This window comes from Candidatus Symbiopectobacterium sp. 'North America', assembly GCF_015762685.1.
GTDB lineage: Bacteria > Pseudomonadota > Gammaproteobacteria > Enterobacterales > Enterobacteriaceae > Symbiopectobacterium.
In genome coordinates this window covers 1-16,950 of record NZ_PEHF01000021.1, presented here as the reverse complement: position 1 = coordinate 16,950, position 16,950 = coordinate 1, and the positions used below count along the sequence as shown (strand labels likewise).

At 50.9% G+C, this 16,950-nt stretch carries 9 protein-coding genes and 6 pseudogenes; 7 read left to right on the top strand and 8 right to left on the bottom strand.

All coding sequences use genetic code 11. The annotated features are described in order from the left end of the window. Positions 1-104 precede the first annotated feature (104 nt). The 4 genes and pseudogenes from metG to fdnI all read left to right on the top strand — a co-directional run bounded on the left by metG (position 105) and on the right by fdnI (position 6,947). Positions 105-2,132, top strand: coding sequence for a methionine--tRNA ligase (gene metG / locus CS369_RS04970; RefSeq protein WP_196906235.1), 2,028 nt, complete (start codon positions 105-107; stop codon positions 2,130-2,132). Between the two features lie 434 nt (positions 2,133-2,566). After that, positions 2,567-5,605, top strand: a pseudogene (gene fdnG, locus CS369_RS04965) (formate dehydrogenase-N subunit alpha). 32 nt (positions 5,606-5,637) lie between these two features. After that, positions 5,638-6,312 (top strand): annotated as a pseudogene (locus tag CS369_RS04960) (4Fe-4S dicluster domain-containing protein). Further along, complete coding sequence (gene fdnI, locus CS369_RS04955) at positions 6,309-6,947, top strand: formate dehydrogenase-N subunit gamma (RefSeq protein WP_196906234.1); 639 nt, start codon at positions 6,309-6,311, stop codon at positions 6,945-6,947. The pseudogene CS369_RS04960 and the gene fdnI overlap by 4 nt, the downstream one beginning before the upstream one ends. Before the next feature lie 143 nt (positions 6,948-7,090). Here fdnI and pgl read toward each other — a convergent pair whose 3' ends face one another. Then, entirely contained in the window at positions 7,091-8,089 is a 999-nt protein-coding gene (pgl, locus tag CS369_RS04950) for a 6-phosphogluconolactonase (protein WP_196906233.1), read from the bottom strand. 96 nt (positions 8,090-8,185) lie between these two features. On the opposite strand from pgl, the pseudogene CS369_RS04945 reads away from it, so the two are divergent. Beyond that, positions 8,186-9,007: pseudogene (locus CS369_RS04945) on the top strand (pyridoxal phosphatase). Positions 9,008-9,157: 150 nt separating this feature from the next. On the opposite strand, the pseudogene modC reads toward CS369_RS04945, so the two are convergent. From modC to CS369_RS04925, 4 genes and pseudogenes are all read right to left on the bottom strand, one after another. Next, positions 9,158-10,216: pseudogene (gene modC / locus CS369_RS04940) on the bottom strand (molybdenum ABC transporter ATP-binding protein ModC). Further along, positions 10,216-10,900, bottom strand: a pseudogene (gene modB, locus CS369_RS04935) (molybdate ABC transporter permease subunit). The pseudogenes modC and modB overlap by 1 nt, the downstream one beginning before the upstream one ends. Next, positions 10,897-11,673 carry a molybdate ABC transporter substrate-binding protein gene (modA, locus tag CS369_RS04930; protein WP_196906232.1) on the bottom strand — a complete coding sequence of 259 codons (777 nt, stop codon included), beginning with the start codon at positions 11,671-11,673 and terminating at the stop codon, positions 10,897-10,899. The pseudogene modB and the gene modA overlap by 4 nt, the downstream one beginning before the upstream one ends. A 173-nt stretch (positions 11,674-11,846) precedes the next feature. Then, positions 11,847-11,996, bottom strand: coding sequence for an AcrZ family multidrug efflux pump-associated protein (locus CS369_RS04925; RefSeq protein WP_196906231.1), 150 nt, complete (start codon positions 11,994-11,996; stop codon positions 11,847-11,849). 237 nt (positions 11,997-12,233) lie between these two features. Between CS369_RS04925 and modE the strand changes: the two genes are divergently transcribed. Beyond that, positions 12,234-13,025: a molybdenum-dependent transcriptional regulator gene (gene modE, locus CS369_RS04920; RefSeq protein WP_196906230.1), complete on the top strand. Its 792-nt coding sequence runs from the start codon at positions 12,234-12,236 to the stop codon at positions 13,023-13,025. A 99-nt stretch (positions 13,026-13,124) separates the two neighbouring features. After that, positions 13,125-14,604 (top strand): annotated as a pseudogene (modF, locus tag CS369_RS04915) (molybdate ABC transporter ATP-binding protein ModF). A gap of 73 nt (positions 14,605-14,677) precedes the next feature. Here modF and CS369_RS23025 read toward each other — a convergent pair. The 3 genes from CS369_RS23025 to CS369_RS04905 form a co-directional block, all read right to left on the bottom strand. Then, positions 14,678-14,875: a hypothetical protein gene (locus CS369_RS23025; protein ID WP_244664778.1), complete on the bottom strand. Its 198-nt coding sequence runs from the start codon at positions 14,873-14,875 to the stop codon at positions 14,678-14,680. A 26-nt stretch (positions 14,876-14,901) separates the two neighbouring features. After that, a complete protein-coding gene (locus CS369_RS04910; protein WP_244664777.1) occupies positions 14,902-15,393 on the bottom strand; it encodes a PAS domain-containing protein in 492 nt (163 codons plus the stop codon). Between the two features lie 154 nt (positions 15,394-15,547). Further along, the gene (locus CS369_RS04905) at positions 15,548-16,237 is read right to left on the bottom strand and encodes a LuxR C-terminal-related transcriptional regulator (protein WP_196906229.1); all 690 of its coding nucleotides are present in this window, start codon (positions 16,235-16,237) and stop codon (positions 15,548-15,550) included. Between the last annotated feature and the right edge of the window lie 713 nt (positions 16,238-16,950).

The following is a 16,950-nucleotide window of genomic DNA, read 5'->3' as shown; positions in this document are numbered from 1 at the left end:
GCGTTTGACAGGGTTTTCCGCTTACAGCGGTTTACGCCACAAGGGCCTATCGGTTAACATCGGGATTCCCTCTCATCATCATGAAAGAAAGTAAGTTCCCCACTATGACTCAAGTCGCTAAGAAAATATTGGTAACCTGCGCGTTGCCTTATGCTAACGGATCAATCCACCTCGGCCACATGCTGGAGCATATCCAGGCTGATATCTGGGTCCGTTATCAGCGAATGCGTGGTCACCAGGTTCACTTTATCTGTGCGGATGACGCCCACGGTACGCCAATCATGTTGAAAGCACAGCAGATGGGCGTGGCACCGGAGCAGATGATTGCGGACGTGAGTCAGGAACATCAGCGGGATTTCGCTGGCTTTCAGATTAGCTACGACAATTATCACTCCACCCACAGTGAAGAGAACCGGGAGTTGTCCGGTCTTATCTATGATCGTTTGAAAGAGAACGGTTTTATCAAGAACCGCACCATTTCTCAGCTCTACGATCCGGAAAAAGGCATGTTCCTGCCGGACCGTTTCGTCAAAGGCACCTGCCCGAAATGTAAAGCGGCCGATCAGTATGGTGACAACTGCGAAGTGTGCGGCGCGACCTATAGCCCGACGGAACTGATCGACCCGAAATCGGCGGTTTCCGGTGCGACACCGGTGATGCGCGAGTCTGAGCACTTCTTCTTTGATTTGCCCGCATTTAGCGAAATGCTGCAAGCCTGGACGCGTTCCGGTGCGTTGCAGGAGCAGGTCGCCAACAAGATGCAAGAGTGGTTTGATGCTGGCCTGCAACAGTGGGATATCACCCGTGACGCGCCCTACTTCGGTTTTGAAGTGCCGAATGCGCCGGGTAAATATTTCTACGTCTGGCTGGATGCGCCGATCGGTTACATGGGGTCGTTTAAAAACCTGTGCGACAAACGCGGTGATATCGATTTTGATGAATTCTGGCGTAAAGAAAGCAGTGCTGAGCTGTACCATTTTATCGGTAAAGACATCGTCTATTTCCACAGCCTGTTCTGGCCTGCCATGTTGGAAGGCAGCGGTTTCCGTAAGCCAATCAACCTGTTTGTGCACGGCTATGTGACGGTAAACGGTGCCAAGATGTCCAAATCGCGCGGCACCTTTATCAAGGCCGAGACCTATCTGCAACATCTGGATGCCGATTGCCTGCGCTATTACTACGCGGCCAAACTGTCGTCACGCATCGACGATATCGACCTCAATCTGGAAGATTTCGTACAACGCGTGAATGCCGATATCGTTAACAAAGTGGTTAACCTCGTGTCGCGTAATGCCGGTTTCATCAATCAGCGTTTTGGTGGGAAACTGGCGGAAACGCTGGCCGATGCCGAGCTTTATGCCACCTTCGCCAATGCGGCTGACAGCATTGCCGAAGCCTACGCCAACCGCGAATCCGGCAAAGCCATCCGCGAGATCATGGCGCTGGCCGATATCGCCAACCGCTATGTGGACGAACAAGCCCCGTGGGTAGTGGCAAAAGAAGAAGGCTGCGATGCGGATTTGCAGGCGATTTGCTCGATGGGCATCAACCTGTTCCGCGTGCTGATGACCTACCTGAAACCGGTATTGCCATCACTGGCCGAGAGCGCCGAAGCGTTCCTCAACACTACATTGACCTGGGATGCGGTAGCACAACCGCTGCTAGGTCACGATGTGAAAGCGTTCAAAGCATTGTTCAACCGTATCGATCTCGACAAGGTCAATGCGATGGTTGATGCCTCCAAAGAGGACATGAGTGCCAAAAAGGTAGTGACCGGTCCGCTGGCTGACGATCCAATTCAGGACACCATCTCTTTTGACGATTTTGCCAAAGTGGATATGCGCATTGCGCTGATCAAGCAGGCAGATTTCGTGGAGGGCTCTGACAAGCTGCTACGATTGACGCTGGATCTCGGCGGTGAAACGCGCCAGATTTTCTCCGGCATCCGCACGGCTTACCCCGATCCGAAAGCGCTGGAAGGCCGTTTGACCATCATGGTCGCCAACCTGGCCCCGCGTAAAATGCGCTTCGGCGTCTCGGAAGGTATGGTGATGGCCGCAGGTCCTGGCGGCAAGGAAATCTTCCTGCTCAGCCCGGATAGCGGTGCTCAGCCGGGAATGCAAGTTAAGTAACCCATCAAGCACACATAACAGGGTCATTCCCGCGCAAGCGGGAATCCGAACAGGCGAAACGCGCTCTTTCTGTCTGAGATCCCCGGCTTGCGCCGAGGATGACGGAGGGGCGTTGACGCTTACGCATTTCCTCTGTCATTCCCACCCTTTATTTGCGGCAAAACATCTCACAGACGTAGCATTCCTCGCCATTTCCTGTTGCTCAATTGTATCTTTTTTGTACGGCGATTTTTTGCTATTTTGCAGCGAAAAAACAACCATCAGATTACAAAACCGAAACCAAACGCTATATTATATATCACCATAAAAACATACTTTAAAGAAGTAAAAAGGTGTTTTAAATACTTAAATTTTGATTTCGCGCAAAACCCTATAGTGAGTATTGTTAAATTGCCTGCAACAAAAAATAAGCAAACAATCACATAGAGAAACTAATGCAAATCAATCGAAGAGGTTTCTTTAAAGTTTGTGCTGGAGGGATGACAGGCACCACCCTCGCCGCACTGGGCTTTGCCCCCACGGAAGCAATGGCATCGGTACGTCAGTACAAATTACCGCGCGCCAAGGAAACTCGTAACAACTGCACCTACTGCTCCGTCGGGTGCGGTGTGTTGATGTACAGCCTGGGTGATGGCGCGAAAAACGCTAAACCGGCCATTTACCATATCGAGGGGGATCCGGATCATCCGGTAAGCCGTGGCTCGCTGTGTCCGAAAGGCGCGGGGCTGGTTGACGACATCCACAGTGAAGGACGTTTGAAGCACCCCGAGTATCGCGCGCCAGGCTCCGACAAATGGCAGCGCATTAGCTGGGATGACGCCATTGATCGTATTGCACGCCTGATGAAGGCAGACCGCGATGCCGACTTTGAACGCGTCAACGCTGTAGTTAACCGTTGGTTGACCACCGGCATGCTCTGATCTTCCGCCGCCAGCAATGAAACCGGTATCCTCGATCAGAAATTTGCCCGCTCACTGGGTATGATCGCTATCGATTGCCAGGCACGCCTGTGCCATGGACCGACCGTTGCCGCACTCGCGCCCACGTTTGGTCGCGGTGCCATGACCAACAACTGGGTGGATATCAAAAACGCCAACCTGATTATCGTGATGGGCGGTAACGCCGCAGAAGCCCATCCGGTTGGTTTTAAATGGGCGGTCGAAGCGAAAACCCATAACGATGCCAAACTGATCGTGGTTGACCCGCGCTTTAACCGCTCCGCCGCCGTGGCCGATCTCTATGCCCCGATCCGGGCGGGTTCCGATGCTGCGTTCCTGCTGGGGATTATCAATTACCTGATCACCCATGATAAAATTCAGCACGAATACGTGAAGTCTTACACCAGCGCCAGCCTGATCGTGCGTGAAGACTTCGGGTTCGATGAAGGGCTGTTCAGCGGTTATAATGCGGATGCCCGCCAGTACGACAAGACCAGTTGGAACTACGAACTGGACGCCAACGGCTTTGCCAAACGCGATATGACGCTGACACAACCGCGCTGCATTTGGAACCTGCTGAAAGCGCACGTTGCTCGCTACACGCCTGAAATGGTGGTTTCCCTGTGCGGTACGCCAGCGCATCATTACGAAGAGATCTGCCGCTCTCTGGCAGAAACCAGCGTTCCCGATAAAACAGCGACCTTCATGTACGCGCTGGGTTGGACACACCACACCAACGGCGCACAGATTATCCGTGCCGCGGCCATGATCCAGTTGCTGCTTGGCAATATCGGCATGGCCGGTGGCGATGTCAACGCCCTACGCGGTCACTCCAATATTCAGGGCTATACCGACCTGGGACTGCTCAGCCTTAACCTGCCGGGTTACATGCCGCTGCCGTCGGAAAAGCAAGCTGACCTGAAAACCTACCTCAAGCAGATCACGCCGGATGCACTGCTGCCGGACCAAGTCAACTACGGGAAGAATACGCCAAAATTCTTTATCAGCATGATTAAGAGCTTCTATGGCGACCACGCGCAAGCAGACAATCAGTGGGGCTATGAATGGCTGCCGAAGTGGGATCGCAGCTACGACGTGATGGTGCAAACCGAACTGATGGTTGAAGGCAAGATGCATGGCTATATCGTGCAAGGCTTCAACCCGTTGGCGGCGTTCTCCAACAAGAACAAAGCGACAGAAGCACTCTCTAAATTGAAGTACATGGTGGTTATCGATCCGCTTGTGACCGAGACCTCCACCTTCTGGCAGAACCACGGCGAATTTAACGACGTCGATAGCGCATCCATCCAGACTGAAGTGTTCCGTTTGCCTTCCAGTTGCTTCGCGGAAGAAAACGGCTCCATCGCCAACTCCGGCCGTTGGTTGCAATGGCTCTGGGCAGCGGCCGAGCCACCGGCAGAGGCGATGCACGACGGGAAGATCCTCGGCAAACTGCTGATGCGCCTGCGCGAACTGTATCGCGAAGAAGGCGGCGTATGCCCTGAATCGTTGATGAACATCAACTGGAACTATCAGGACCCGGAAGACCCAACGCCGGAAGAAATTGCGCGCGAAAGTAACGGTATGGCGCTGGCGGATATTTATGACGACAAGGGTACGCTGATCCTGAAAAAAGGCCAGCAACTGGCAGACTTCTCACAGTTGCGCGACGACGGCACCACATCCAGCTTCTGCTGGATTTACGCCGGTAGCTGGACGGAAAAAGGCAACCAGATGGCAAACCGCGACAACAGCGATGCCGGACTGGGGGCAACGCCGGGTTGGGCCTGGTGCTGGCCGCAAAACCGCCGCATTCTGTACAACCGCGCCTCCTCCGACCTGCAAGGGAAACCGTGGAACAGCAAGCGCAAACTGCTGGAGTGGAACGGCCAGAAATGGCAGGGCATTGACGTGCCTGATTTCGCCGCTACCGTACCGCCAGGCAAAGACGCGATGCCGTTTATCATGTTGCCGGAAGGCGTGGCACGTCTGTTCTCGATGGACAAACTGGTCGACGGCCCGTTCTCGGAACACTACGAGCCGGTAGAAACGCCGCTCGACACCAACCCGCTGCACCCGTCCGTGATTTCCAGCCCGGCGGCGCGACTGTTTGCCCGCGATGCAAAAACCATGGGCAAGGCGAGCGATTTCCCGTATGTCGCTACCACCTACTCCATTACTGAGCTGTTCCGTCATTGGACCAAGCATGCGCGCATTAACGCCATTATCCAACCCGAGCAGTTTGTGGAAATTGGCGAAAACCTGCCGCAGAGCAAAGGGATCAAGGCGGGGGATGAGGTGAAGGTTTCCTGTCAGCGCGGCTACATCAAAGCCAAAGCGGTGGTCACCAAACGTATCAAGACCTTGACCGTCGCCGGTAAAGCAATTGAGACCGTCGGGATACCTTGTCACTGGGGCTTTGAAGGCATCACGCGCAAAGGCTTCCTGGCAAATACCCTCACGCCCAGCGTCGGTGACGCTAACTCGCAAACGCCAGAGTTCAAGGCGTTTTTGGTGAATGTGGAAAAGGTGTAAGGTAGCGCGCTATATCAATGTAATATCAAGATATTATTCAACGTTCGGCTACCAGTAGCCTGACACCGCCACCGCACGTGAGAAACGATAAAAGTGAAGTGGCCAAACTGATTGACGTCACCACCTGTATTGGCTGTAAAGCCTGTCAGGCGGCCTGCTCCGAGTGGAACGACATCCGTGATGAAGTGGGCCATAACCACGGGGTGTATGACAACCCGATGGATCTGAGCGCCAAATCCTAGACGGTGATGCGCTTTTCTGAAGTGGAAAGCGCCGATCGTCTGGAGTGGCTGATCCGTAAAGATGGCTGTATGCACTGTAGCGATCCGGGCTGTTTGAAGGCATGTCCGTCTGCCGGTGCCATCATTCAGTATGCGAACGGCATTGTCGACTTCCAGTCCGAGCACTGCATCGGCTGCGGTTACTGTATCGCTGGCTGCCCGTTCAACGTTCCGCGTCTCAATAAAGACGATAACCGGGTGTATAAATGCACTCTGTGTGTGGATCGCGTTAGCACGGGTCAGGAACCAGCCTGTGTGAAAACCTGTCCGACCGGCGCCATTCATTTCGGTACCAAGGAAGAGATGAAACTGCTGGCAACGCTCGGCTTTGTCGCTACCTTTGCCGGTTTGATTTTCCACTATGTTGGCATTGGGCCAAACACGGAAGAAACGGAGCATGACCACGATGAGGATGAGAAGCAATGAGCAAGCAGAAAATGATTGTGCGCACCAAATTCGTTGACCGCATCTGTCACTGGATTGTGGTGATCAGCTTCTTCCTGGTGGCGCTGTCCGGGATTGCGCTGTTTTTCCCCACGCTGCAATGGCTGGCGCAGACCTTCGGTACGCCGCAGATGGGACGCATCATGCACCCGTTATTCGGTATTCTGATCGTGGTTTGTCTGGTGCCAATGTTCTTCCGTTTTGTGAGCCACAATATTCCGAAACGCCGTGACCTTCCCTGGTTCCTGCATATCGTTGAGGTTCTGAAAGGCAATGAACATAACGTCGCGGATGTGGGCAAATACAACCCGGGCCAGAAAATGATGTTCTGGAGCATTATGGGGTTGACGCTGGTGTTGCTGATTACCGGCATCATCATGTGGCGGCCTTACTTTGCTCATCTGTTCCCGATCGATATCGTGCGTTACGCCATTCTGGTTCACGCGGCGGCAGCTATCGTGTTGATCCACGCCATCCTGATTCATATGTACATAGCGTTCTGGGTACGTGGTTCCATCAAGGGCATGATCGAAGGCAAAGTTTCTGCCAAGTGGGCGCGTAAGCACCACCCACGTTGGGCGCGTCAGGTGCTTAACGAAGAAGAAGAGAAAAAGTAAATCTCAATCTCGTCGTTCCCGCGCCTTCTCACGTCATTCCCGCGCAGGCGGGAATCTCTTACAGACGAAACGCATTACTTCTGCCAGAGATCCCCGGCCTTCGCCGGGGATGACGAAAAATGAAGCCACGATTCCTACACAACTCAATCAAGCGCCAACACACTCACCCACATCGGCCCCTGCCCTACCGCATAGCGCGCCAATGGTTGCAGATTTCCACTTTCCTGATCGATGCGATACACCTCAATGTGCTGGGACTTCTGTCCAGCAGAAATCACAAACTCACCCCGGTGATCGATATTGAAACCGCGCGGTTGCGTCTCCGTTGGTTGATGCCCCATCAGCGTCAAGGTACTGCCATCTTCGGACACCTGGAAAATACTTAACAGGCTGGCGGTGCGATCACTGCAATAAAGGAAACGACCATCTGGCGTCAAATGAATATCCGCAGCCCAGTGGATATCCGCAAAGCCCTGCGGCATGGCATCCAGCGACTGCACGGTACGCGCTTTGCCCGCCACCGAGTGCAACTCAATCACGTCAACCGTACTGTTCAACTCATTCACACAGTAGGCAAAACGCTGATTGGGGTGAAAATCCATATGCCGTGGGCCTGCGCCATCCACCGCATGGAGGTCCGCTTGCGCCGCAACGGACAGCTCACCCTCAGCAGAAACGTCATACAAACGAATGCGATCTTCTTTCAAACACGGTGCCCACAGCACTCGGTTTTGAGGGTCGATATTGCTCGAGTGGCAGCCTGATAGCCCATCCAGTTGTTGAATCGGCTCCCCCACAACGCCTTCGGCATCAATCGAGCTGACGCTCAACGTTTCTCCGCTATACGATGCGCTAAACAGGAAACGCCCTTGGCGGTCAGTGGACAAATGTGTCGGACTTCCCGGCAACGAGGCAGAACCCACCTGCGTCAGCAAACCTTGTGCATCGATACGGTAACTGATGGCCGAGAACGTCGGGCGTACCCCAACGTAAAGATGCTGTTTGTTGGGTGCTATCACCATCGGCTGCACCTGACCCGGCGCATCGACAACCTGTAACAGCGTGAGCTGCCCCGAAGACGCCAACTGCCAGACGTGAATCTGCTGGCTTTCCGGACTGGCGATATAGACCACTTGCTGCATGCTTTTCTCCTTGGTTTGTCGCATTTTGCGCCATGTCACTTAGGGTGTAACATTATGGGCATTAACGCAATTCTAGACTCTCTTAATAGGACCGCTATGACGTATCGTATCATTGCTCTTGATTTGGATGGCACATTGCTGGACAAACAAAAGAAAATTTTACCGGAGTCCCTCACTGCACTGACGCTGGCGCGCCAACAGGGTGTCAAAGCGGTGATCGCCACGGGGCGGCACCATTCCGCGATTCATCCGTTCTATCAGGCGCTGGATCTGGATACACCGGCGATTTGCTGCAACGGCACCTATCTGTACGATTATCAGAATAAACAGACATCGCAGGCCAATCCATTGACAGCGACACAGGCTAAAAGCGTGCTGACCTTGTTAGGCGAATATGGCATTCACGGTCTGATGTACGCCGATGACGGCATGCTGTATCAAGAACCCACCGGCCATGTGATTCGCACTCAGGCGTGGGGTGAAACCCTGCCGCCACACCAGCGCCCCACCCTCCTTCACGTTGACAACCTGCTGAACGCCGCCGATCGGGTGCAAAATATCTGGAAATTCGCCCTTTCGCATTCGAATACGCAAGCATTAGACAACTTTGCCAATCGGGTCATGGACGAGTTTGGTCTGACCTGCGAGTGGTCCTGGCAGGATTAGGTTGACGTAGCCCAAAGCGGAAATAACAAAGGCAAACTGCTGCGTGAGTGGGTCACGTATCAGGGCTATGACATGAGCGAGGTGTTGGCTTTTGGCGATAACTTCAATGACATCAGTATGCTCGAAGCCGCAGGACTCGGCGTTACCATGGGCAACAGTGATGACGCCGTTAAAGCGCACGCCGATCTGGTTATCGGACACAATGAAGAACCGGCTATTGCGCAGTTAATCCGCCAGCGCGTATTGCAATAAGGTCATCCTCAGCCACGCTCTTAGTCATCCTCGGCCTCATTCTCTATCATCCTCGGCGCAAACCGGGGATCTCTGGCAGAATAAACGCGTTTCGTCTGTAAGAGATTCCCGCCTGCGCGGGGATAACGTGCATGGCACATACAGAAAGCCCTACGCCGTAATCGACACTCTTTTGATCTGCGCATACAGCCACATATCCGCACGCAGTCTCAGATCATCGCGCGCCCAAGGTGAAATCCTCGCCCAGAGGATTTGTCCACCCACCGACAGCTTCACTTCGACCTGTTCATCGACATCAATGCCTTCCAACACCTTAGCGGGCAACACGTTACGAATACTGCTCGCCGTTGGCGGTTGCAACACCAAAGAGACATCGACCGCGTTGACACGAATACGCAGCGACGTTTTCAACGGCATGGAAACCCGATTCACCCACAGTCGTTGTTCGCCCAGCGACAGCGTCGTCATGGCATAACGCTCATGCTGCTACATCACTTTCACATTGAGAATGCTGCTTTGCTCATCGCTCGGTAACCAGGGACGCATCGCACTGCTTGCCCATACCTCTTCCAGCCGACCTTCCGCTTTAACCTTACCTTTATCCAATACCACCACCCGATCGGCAAGCCGCACGATCTCTTCCATACTGTGGCTGACATACAGGATAGGAATATTGACCTCTTTTGCCAACGTCTCCAGATAGGGTAATAGCTCACGTTTACGCGGCAAATCAAGCGACGCCAGCGGCTCATCCATTAGCAGCAGTTCCGGTGCGGTCAGCAAGGCGCGACCGATCGCCACACGCTGCTTTTCGCCACCGGAAAGGGTCAGCGGTAGGCGGTTTAACAGTGCCTCAATACCCAGCAGTGCCACAATGGCATCAAACTGCGATTTCATGGATGACGCCATGCCATAACGCAGATTGCCTTGCACACGATAGTGCGGAAACAGCCGTGCATCCTGAAAGACGTAACTCACATGGCGCTTTTCGGGCGGCAGGCAGATACGTTTCTCGGCATTCATTAACACGCGATCGTTGAGCACAATTCGGCCAAACTGCGGGCGCGTCAGACCCACCACCGCATTGATCAGCGACGTTTTTCCTGCGCCAGATACGCCAAACACCGCAGAAATGCCTGATGCGGGCAATTGGGTATCCATACGCAAATCAAGATCGCCGAGGCGTTGATGAAAATTAAGCTCCAGCATTACACCCCTAACCGTTTGCGACCCCAGCGGGTTAACCACTCAGAGAGCAGCAACGACGCCATTGAGAGCAGAATGGCAATCACGCACAGGCGCGCCGCATCGGCTTCTGCACCGGGTGTTTGAATCAATGTGTACATCGCCGACGGGATGGTACGTGTTTCCCCCCGGAATATTGGACACAAATGTAATGGTTGCACCAAACTCACCCAGCGAGCGAGCAAACGCCAATACGGTGCCTGCCACAATGCCGGGAAATGAAAGAGGCAACGTGATGGTGAAGAAGACACGCCAAGGGTTAGCACCCAGCGTTCTGGCGGCCAGTTCCAAACGCGTATCCACCGCCTCCAGCGCCAGACGAATTGCGCACACCATCAGAGGAAATGCGATCACAGCGGAAGCGAGTGCGGCACCACGCCAACTGAAGCTGAGGCCGAACCATTCATAAAGCCATTGGCCGATAATTCCTTTTCTGCCCATCCCGATCAGCAACAAATAGCCAATCACCACCGGTGGCAACACCAGCGGCAAATGGATAATGCTGTCTAACAGCGACTTTCCGGGAAAACGGCAGCGTACCAACACCCATGCCGCCAGGATCACTAGCGGCAGGCTGAATATTACAGCGGTGATGGAAACTTTAAGACTAAGTTCAATGGTTTGCCATTCGTAATCCGTGAGCATCATCCGCGCGGCGTGAAACCATAGCGTTTGAGCACATCCGCAGCGGCAGGCGTTTTCAGGTATTCGTAGAAACCGGTCACCGTCGCGTTGTTATGATCTTTGATGATAGCCATCGGATATTCGACCGGCTTGTGGCTCTCTTTCGGGAAAATGCTGACCACTTTCACCTTGTTGCTGGCGACCGCATCGGAGCCATACACAATACCCAGAGGGGCTTCTTCACGTTCTACCAGCTCCATGGCGGAACGCACGTCGTTAGCACGAGCCATCACAGGAGAGAGTTCATCCCAGGCTTTCAGATTTTGTAGCGCTTCTTTGGCATAGATCCCGGCAGGCACATGGTCGGGATCGCCAACCGCCAGATGGCCCCCTTTCAACAGGCTCTTCCAGTCGGTTTTATCCGTGATGGCAAAATGCTTCACATCGTTGGTTTTCGGTGCAATCACCACCAACGCGTTACCCAGTAGGGTGTAGCGTGTCGCGGTATCCGTCAGTTTTTTATCCTGAGCGTAATCCATCCACTGCTGGTCGGCAGAAATAAACAGATCCGCAGGCGCACCTTGCTCAATCTGGCGAGCCAGCGTTGAAGATGAGGCAAAAGAGGAAACGATATCGACGTTTTTCTCTTTCTTATATTGTGCGGCAATTTCCTGCAACGCATTGGTCAGCGAAGCGGCGGCAAACACGGTGATTTTCTGTTCTGCCGCGAAGGCTGGCATTGCCAAGGTTGCGCACAGGGTTAGTGCGACACCCCATTTCATCCATTGCTGTTTCATCGGTCTCTCCCAAGAGTAATTACATCAGGACGTTATCGTTGTATTCGAAATAATATAACGATAAATCCAGCAATGTCATGCGCTTTTGCTCGCATAATCCGAAGAGAGTACATACAAAAAAATAATGCCCGGTAGAATCGACCGGGCATCAGAAAAGATAAAACGTAGTGGGTTTACTTTCTTACAACGCGTTCATCGGCATGGCCAATACGGGAAAAGACGTTAAATACTTCGCCTAAACCGTAGATAGCACCGAGGATGATCGCCATCATCACAGGCACCATGGCAACTGCAAACAGCAGGCTTTTGAGCAAATCCAACATGCTTACCTCACTTATCGCTAACGGTCCGTTTCTCAATACACGCGACATTCATCGCGAATCTCAACGTACCGCAACGAAAAATCATTACGGGTGATGGTGAATAGTGTACCGTAACTGTAAGAATTAATGCGACCATTTGTGCGGTTTGCCCGCACCGCTCAAACGCGCGACAATAGCGCTGTACCGAACGTCACGCACGCTCGGTTTTGTCTTTTTTAATCTCCCTGGACCGTGACCATGCAAGCTGAAATCCTTCTGACACTCAAATTACAACAACGTCTTTTTGCCGACCCACGACGCATTGAGCTGATCAAACAGATTCGTCACACCGGTTCCATCAGTCAAGGCGCCAAACTCGCAGGTATCAGCTACAAAAGCGCCTGGGATGCCATCAACGAAATGAATCAACTGGCAGAGCAGACCATCGTAGAGCGCATGACCGGCGGCAAAGGCGGCGGTGGGGCTACGCTGACGCGCTATGGCGAACGATTGATTCAACTCTATGATTTGCTGGCACACATACAGCAAAAGGCGTTTGACGTTCTGCAAGATGATAATTTGCCGCTGGACAGCCTGCTGGCCGCCATCGCGCGTTTTTCACTGCAAACCAGCGCCCGCAACCAGTTCTTTGGTACGGTGCAAGCCCGCAGCCGGGACACGGTTCAGCAGCACCTGAGCGTACTGCTGGCCGATGGAAAGACGGCGGTGAATGTATTACTGATCCAACAGAGCGCCGAACGATTGGGGCTCAATGAAGGTAAAGAAGTGCTGGTGTTGATCAAAGCGCCATGGATTGCGGTATACGATTCCGCAGCAACCCGACCTCAATCCGATAACGAGCTGGCTGGCACCGTGTCATCGCTGGAAACGGGACAGGATAGTAGTGAAGTGCTGATCGCGCTGGCAAGCGGTGAGACACTTTGCGCCACGGTGCCAAACGAGCAAGTGACGCAACAAAAACTGCGCGTGGGCATGGCGGTGACAGCCTGCTTTAATGCCGATCGTGCGATTGTCGCGACCTTGTGCTGATTGCTGTCCTCACGACAAGAATAACCATAGGAACGGCTTGACAATGGCGGCAATGCCCTTTATTTCTGAGAGTATTACTTGCTAAAAAAGAGATAAAGAATGTCGTCGTTGCAAATTTTGCAAGGTGTTTTTCGCATAAATGACATACGCGTTTTGCGCATTGATGCCTTGGCGCTGGAAGGAAAATCGCAGTGGGCCTTTGTGGGCGCAAATGGCAGCGGAAAATCTGCGCTGGCGAGTGCACTATCGGGTGAACTTCCGCTGCTGGAGGGCTCGCAACACAGCGATTTTCCTCGCGTTGCACGCATCTCCTTCGAGCAGTTGCAACAACTGGTCACGCAAGAGTGGCAGCGTAACAATACCGATATGCTCAGCGCTGATGAAGACGATACCGGACGTACTACCGCTGAAGTGATTTAGGATGAGATTCGCGATCCTGCCCGCTGTGCGACGCTGGCCGCCCTGTTTGGCATCACTCCCCTGCTCTCGCGCCGTTTTAAATACCTCTCTACCGGCGAAACACGCAAGGTCATGCTGTGCCAGGCGCTGATGCCAAAGCCCGATCTGCTGATTCTGGATGAGCCCTTCGATGGTCTTGATGTGGCTTCCCGCGCACAGTTGGCAGAGCATTTGGCGGAGTTGGCTCAGCGCGGCTACACGCTGGCGATCATCGTTAACCGGTTCGATGATATTCCTGAATTTATCAATCATGTCGGTATTCTGACTGACTGCACTCTGACGCGCACGGGTACGCTTGAAGCGGTATTGGCCGATGCCTTGATCGCCCAACTTGCATTTAGTGAAACGCTTTCCGGCACAGCGCTACCAGCCCCAGAAGACCCACTGCATACACCAACGCTCCCAGCCGATCAAGCGCGCATCCTCCTGCGAGATGGCGTGGTGCAATATAACGATCGCCCTATTTTGCATCACCTTGATTGGGAGGTGTTGCCCGGTCAGCATTGGCAAATCGTCGGCCCAAACGGTGCCGGGAAATCAACATTGCTGAGCCTTATCACTGGCGATCACCCGCAGGGATACAGTAATGATTTAACGCTGTTTGGACGCCGTCGCGGCAGTGGTGAAACCATTTGGGATATCAAACGGCATATCGGTTACGTCAGCAGCAGCCTGCATTTGGAATACCGCGTCAGCAGTAGTGTGCGTCATGTTATTACGTCAGGCTTTTTCGATTCGATTGGCATTTATCAGGCCGTGTCCGATCACCAACGTTTTTTAACGCAACAATGGCTTGAACTGCTGGGACTCACTTCACAAGCGGACTCCCCGTTCCACGCATTGTCATGGGGGCAGCAGCGTCTGGTACTGATTGCGCGCGCTGGTGAAACACCCGGCACGGCTGATCCTTGACGAACCGTTACAAGGGTTAGATCCGCTCAACCGACAGCTGGTGCGGCGCTGGCTGGATGTGTTGATCGGTGAAGGAGAAACGCAACTACTGCTTGTTTCCCATCACGCCGAAGACGCGCCGGAATGTATCACGAACCGTCTTACCTTTGTAGCACAAGGGGATATTTACGGATATCAGTTTGAAACGCTGGCGGGTAACACGAAATAAAAAGTAAAGAATAAAGGCCGCTGAGCGGCCTTTATTCTTTTAACTGCGGAGTGTATGTAAATTGCAAGATACATCACCACTCATCTAAATCATAATTGTTTTCAAACATGGCGCGTTTGCATTCAAGGAATCGCCGTGGGAGGTAACGATGGTAATTTTTGTTATGACAAAACTCTGCAAAATCATCAAAATGGGATACACCAACTTTGGTATAGAGTCTTTGCAGAGCACTCTCAATGGTACGAGGCGAAAGGAATAACATATCGCCTATAGCTTTACAGGTTCGTCCTTTTAGTTTTAAAAAAATGATTTCACACTCTTTTTCTGTAAAAAATCATCTGGACGATTGAGTAATAAAGACCCGGGGCATCGCCCATTGACAAAATCATTGGGTGTGAATGTTTGTAGGGTTTTCTCATAAGTCACTACTCCAACACATTGATTATTGTTGTCATAAAAGGGCATCTTTTTCACAATATATGGATAGCTAACAGCCTCAGGGTGGACATCCAACATACTAAGTCCTTTCTTTGAGGTACTAACTTGTTTATCTTGAAATTGCCACTCTTTAACAACATCTGCATTTTCCGTTAACCTGGAACAAAGTTCATATTCCGTTCTATGTAAAAAATCATTTGGCGTTCTCAAACCAGCAAGCTTTGCCGTTGGCAAATTAGCATATATATACATCGAATCTAAATCTTTTATAAAATAAGGATCGGGAACTTGATCCAAAATATTCGTAAGAATTCTTGGGAGATAATTATCATCATGAACATCATCATTCATAAAACCACCTTTTCACCATATATGAATTAAAAAACCTCTTACAACCTCTGCATATTTACCCGACAATGAAAAATTCAACAATATAAATTAATGATGAGATTTTACTAATAGTCCACATCCCAATAAAATCAGAACAAACAAAACAATCAAGATATTAAAACATGATAAAGCGACTACTAATAAAACATCTTGGCAAATAACGATGATAACCCCTTCGGTAACAAAACTCATAAAAATCATCATAATGTTTCACACAAGCTTTATTGTATATTTCCTGAAACGAGCACTCAACATCCCGAACCGAGCAAACCAGTCGAGAAGCAATACTTTTTGGTGTTTGTCCCTGTAGACTTAGATAAATAACCTCACACTCTTTTTCAGTAAAAAAATCATCAGGCTTGGTTAATAAAAATGACCCTGTACTATTCCCACCCAACAACTGTGTATAAGAAAAATCCTCTAAAGCCTTGTAATAAATAACAACGCCTTGACATTTATTATTTTCATTGTAAAAAGGAAATTTTCTAACCATATAAGGTGAGTTAACAGCTTCTGGATTGACCTCTAATGTATCTAATTTTTTTCTTGATGACGCTACTTGTCTATCCTGCCATTGCCACTCTTTAATAATATCCTTATTCTCTGTCAAACGAGATGAAAGATCGTTCTCATTTTTATACAACAAATCATTCAACGACTGTAGTCCCATTTTTTTAACGGCAGACAAATTAGCATAGATAAAACGTGAGTCCAATCCTTTGATAAAATAAGCATCACTATGCTGATCAAGTAATGATGTCAACATTTTTGGAAGAACTATGCTTTCGTGCTCATCACTTTTCATGACGACCTCTTTAGTGCAATAAAAAAGATTAATGTTCTATAATAAAACAATCATTATTGGCGCATAGCGCCTGCAAAAAACAACCACACTATGAATCTCATACTTAAGCAGAACAACAAATTAACATTACACAAATAAAAAAAATAAATAACATCATTTTTTGAAATTTCACACCATACGTTTTATGTTTGTTTATAAATCACAACCACACTACAAACACATATTCATTTTTACAAAACAGTAGCAAAGTGATTGAATTATTATAGTAACATTTACTACCCCCGTATCGTATAGATCCCTCTCAATGAATGCGGAAAGATACAGTCCACTTAAAAATAAATTACGCTATTATTTATATACAAATGAGTCGTAATGTATAAGAACTATTAGAGGTATTACGCTGAAAAAAAGCACAATCGGCGTATTCAAAAGGAAAACCAAACTAATAAGATTTTGGGAGCCATCCCCCTTCACTTACACCAGGGACCCTTTTGCATTTTCACGCGCGCTTCGGCGCGCTGCTTCATTTTTCATCACGCTTTGTCATTCATCATCAAGTACCCCTTCCCCAGCAGATATGGTATTTTTCCCTTGCCTGCGCGGCGCAGGAGCTAAGGTTTCTTATTGATGGATCAAAGTGATAGCGATACTGTAAGCACACCGGTTTTAGTTCCACGCACTTTTTGAGATTTCCGGGTTTTCAGCCATCAGCC

Excerpts from the sequence above, each read along its gene's own strand:
- metG (WP_196906235.1), top strand. The coding sequence starts at position 105 with ATGACTCAAGTCGCTAAGAAAATATTGGTAACCTGCGCGTTGCCTTAT.
- fdnI (WP_196906234.1), top strand. The coding sequence starts at position 6,309 with ATGAGCAAGCAGAAAATGATTGTGCGCACCAAATTCGTTGACCGCATC.
- pgl (WP_196906233.1), bottom strand. The coding sequence starts at position 8,089 with ATGCAGCAAGTGGTCTATATCGCCAGTCCGGAAAGCCAGCAGATTCAC.
- modA (WP_196906232.1), bottom strand. The coding sequence starts at position 11,673 with ATGAAACAGCAATGGATGAAATGGGGTGTCGCACTAACCCTGTGCGCA.
- CS369_RS04925 (WP_196906231.1), bottom strand. The coding sequence starts at position 11,996 with ATGTTGGATTTGCTCAAAAGCCTGCTGTTTGCAGTTGCCATGGTGCCT.
- modE (WP_196906230.1), top strand. The coding sequence starts at position 12,234 with ATGCAAGCTGAAATCCTTCTGACACTCAAATTACAACAACGTCTTTTT.
- CS369_RS04910 (WP_244664777.1), bottom strand. The coding sequence starts at position 15,393 with ATGAATGATGATGTTCATGATGATAATTATCTCCCAAGAATTCTTACG.
- CS369_RS04905 (WP_196906229.1), bottom strand. The coding sequence starts at position 16,237 with ATGAAAAGTGATGAGCACGAAAGCATAGTTCTTCCAAAAATGTTGACA.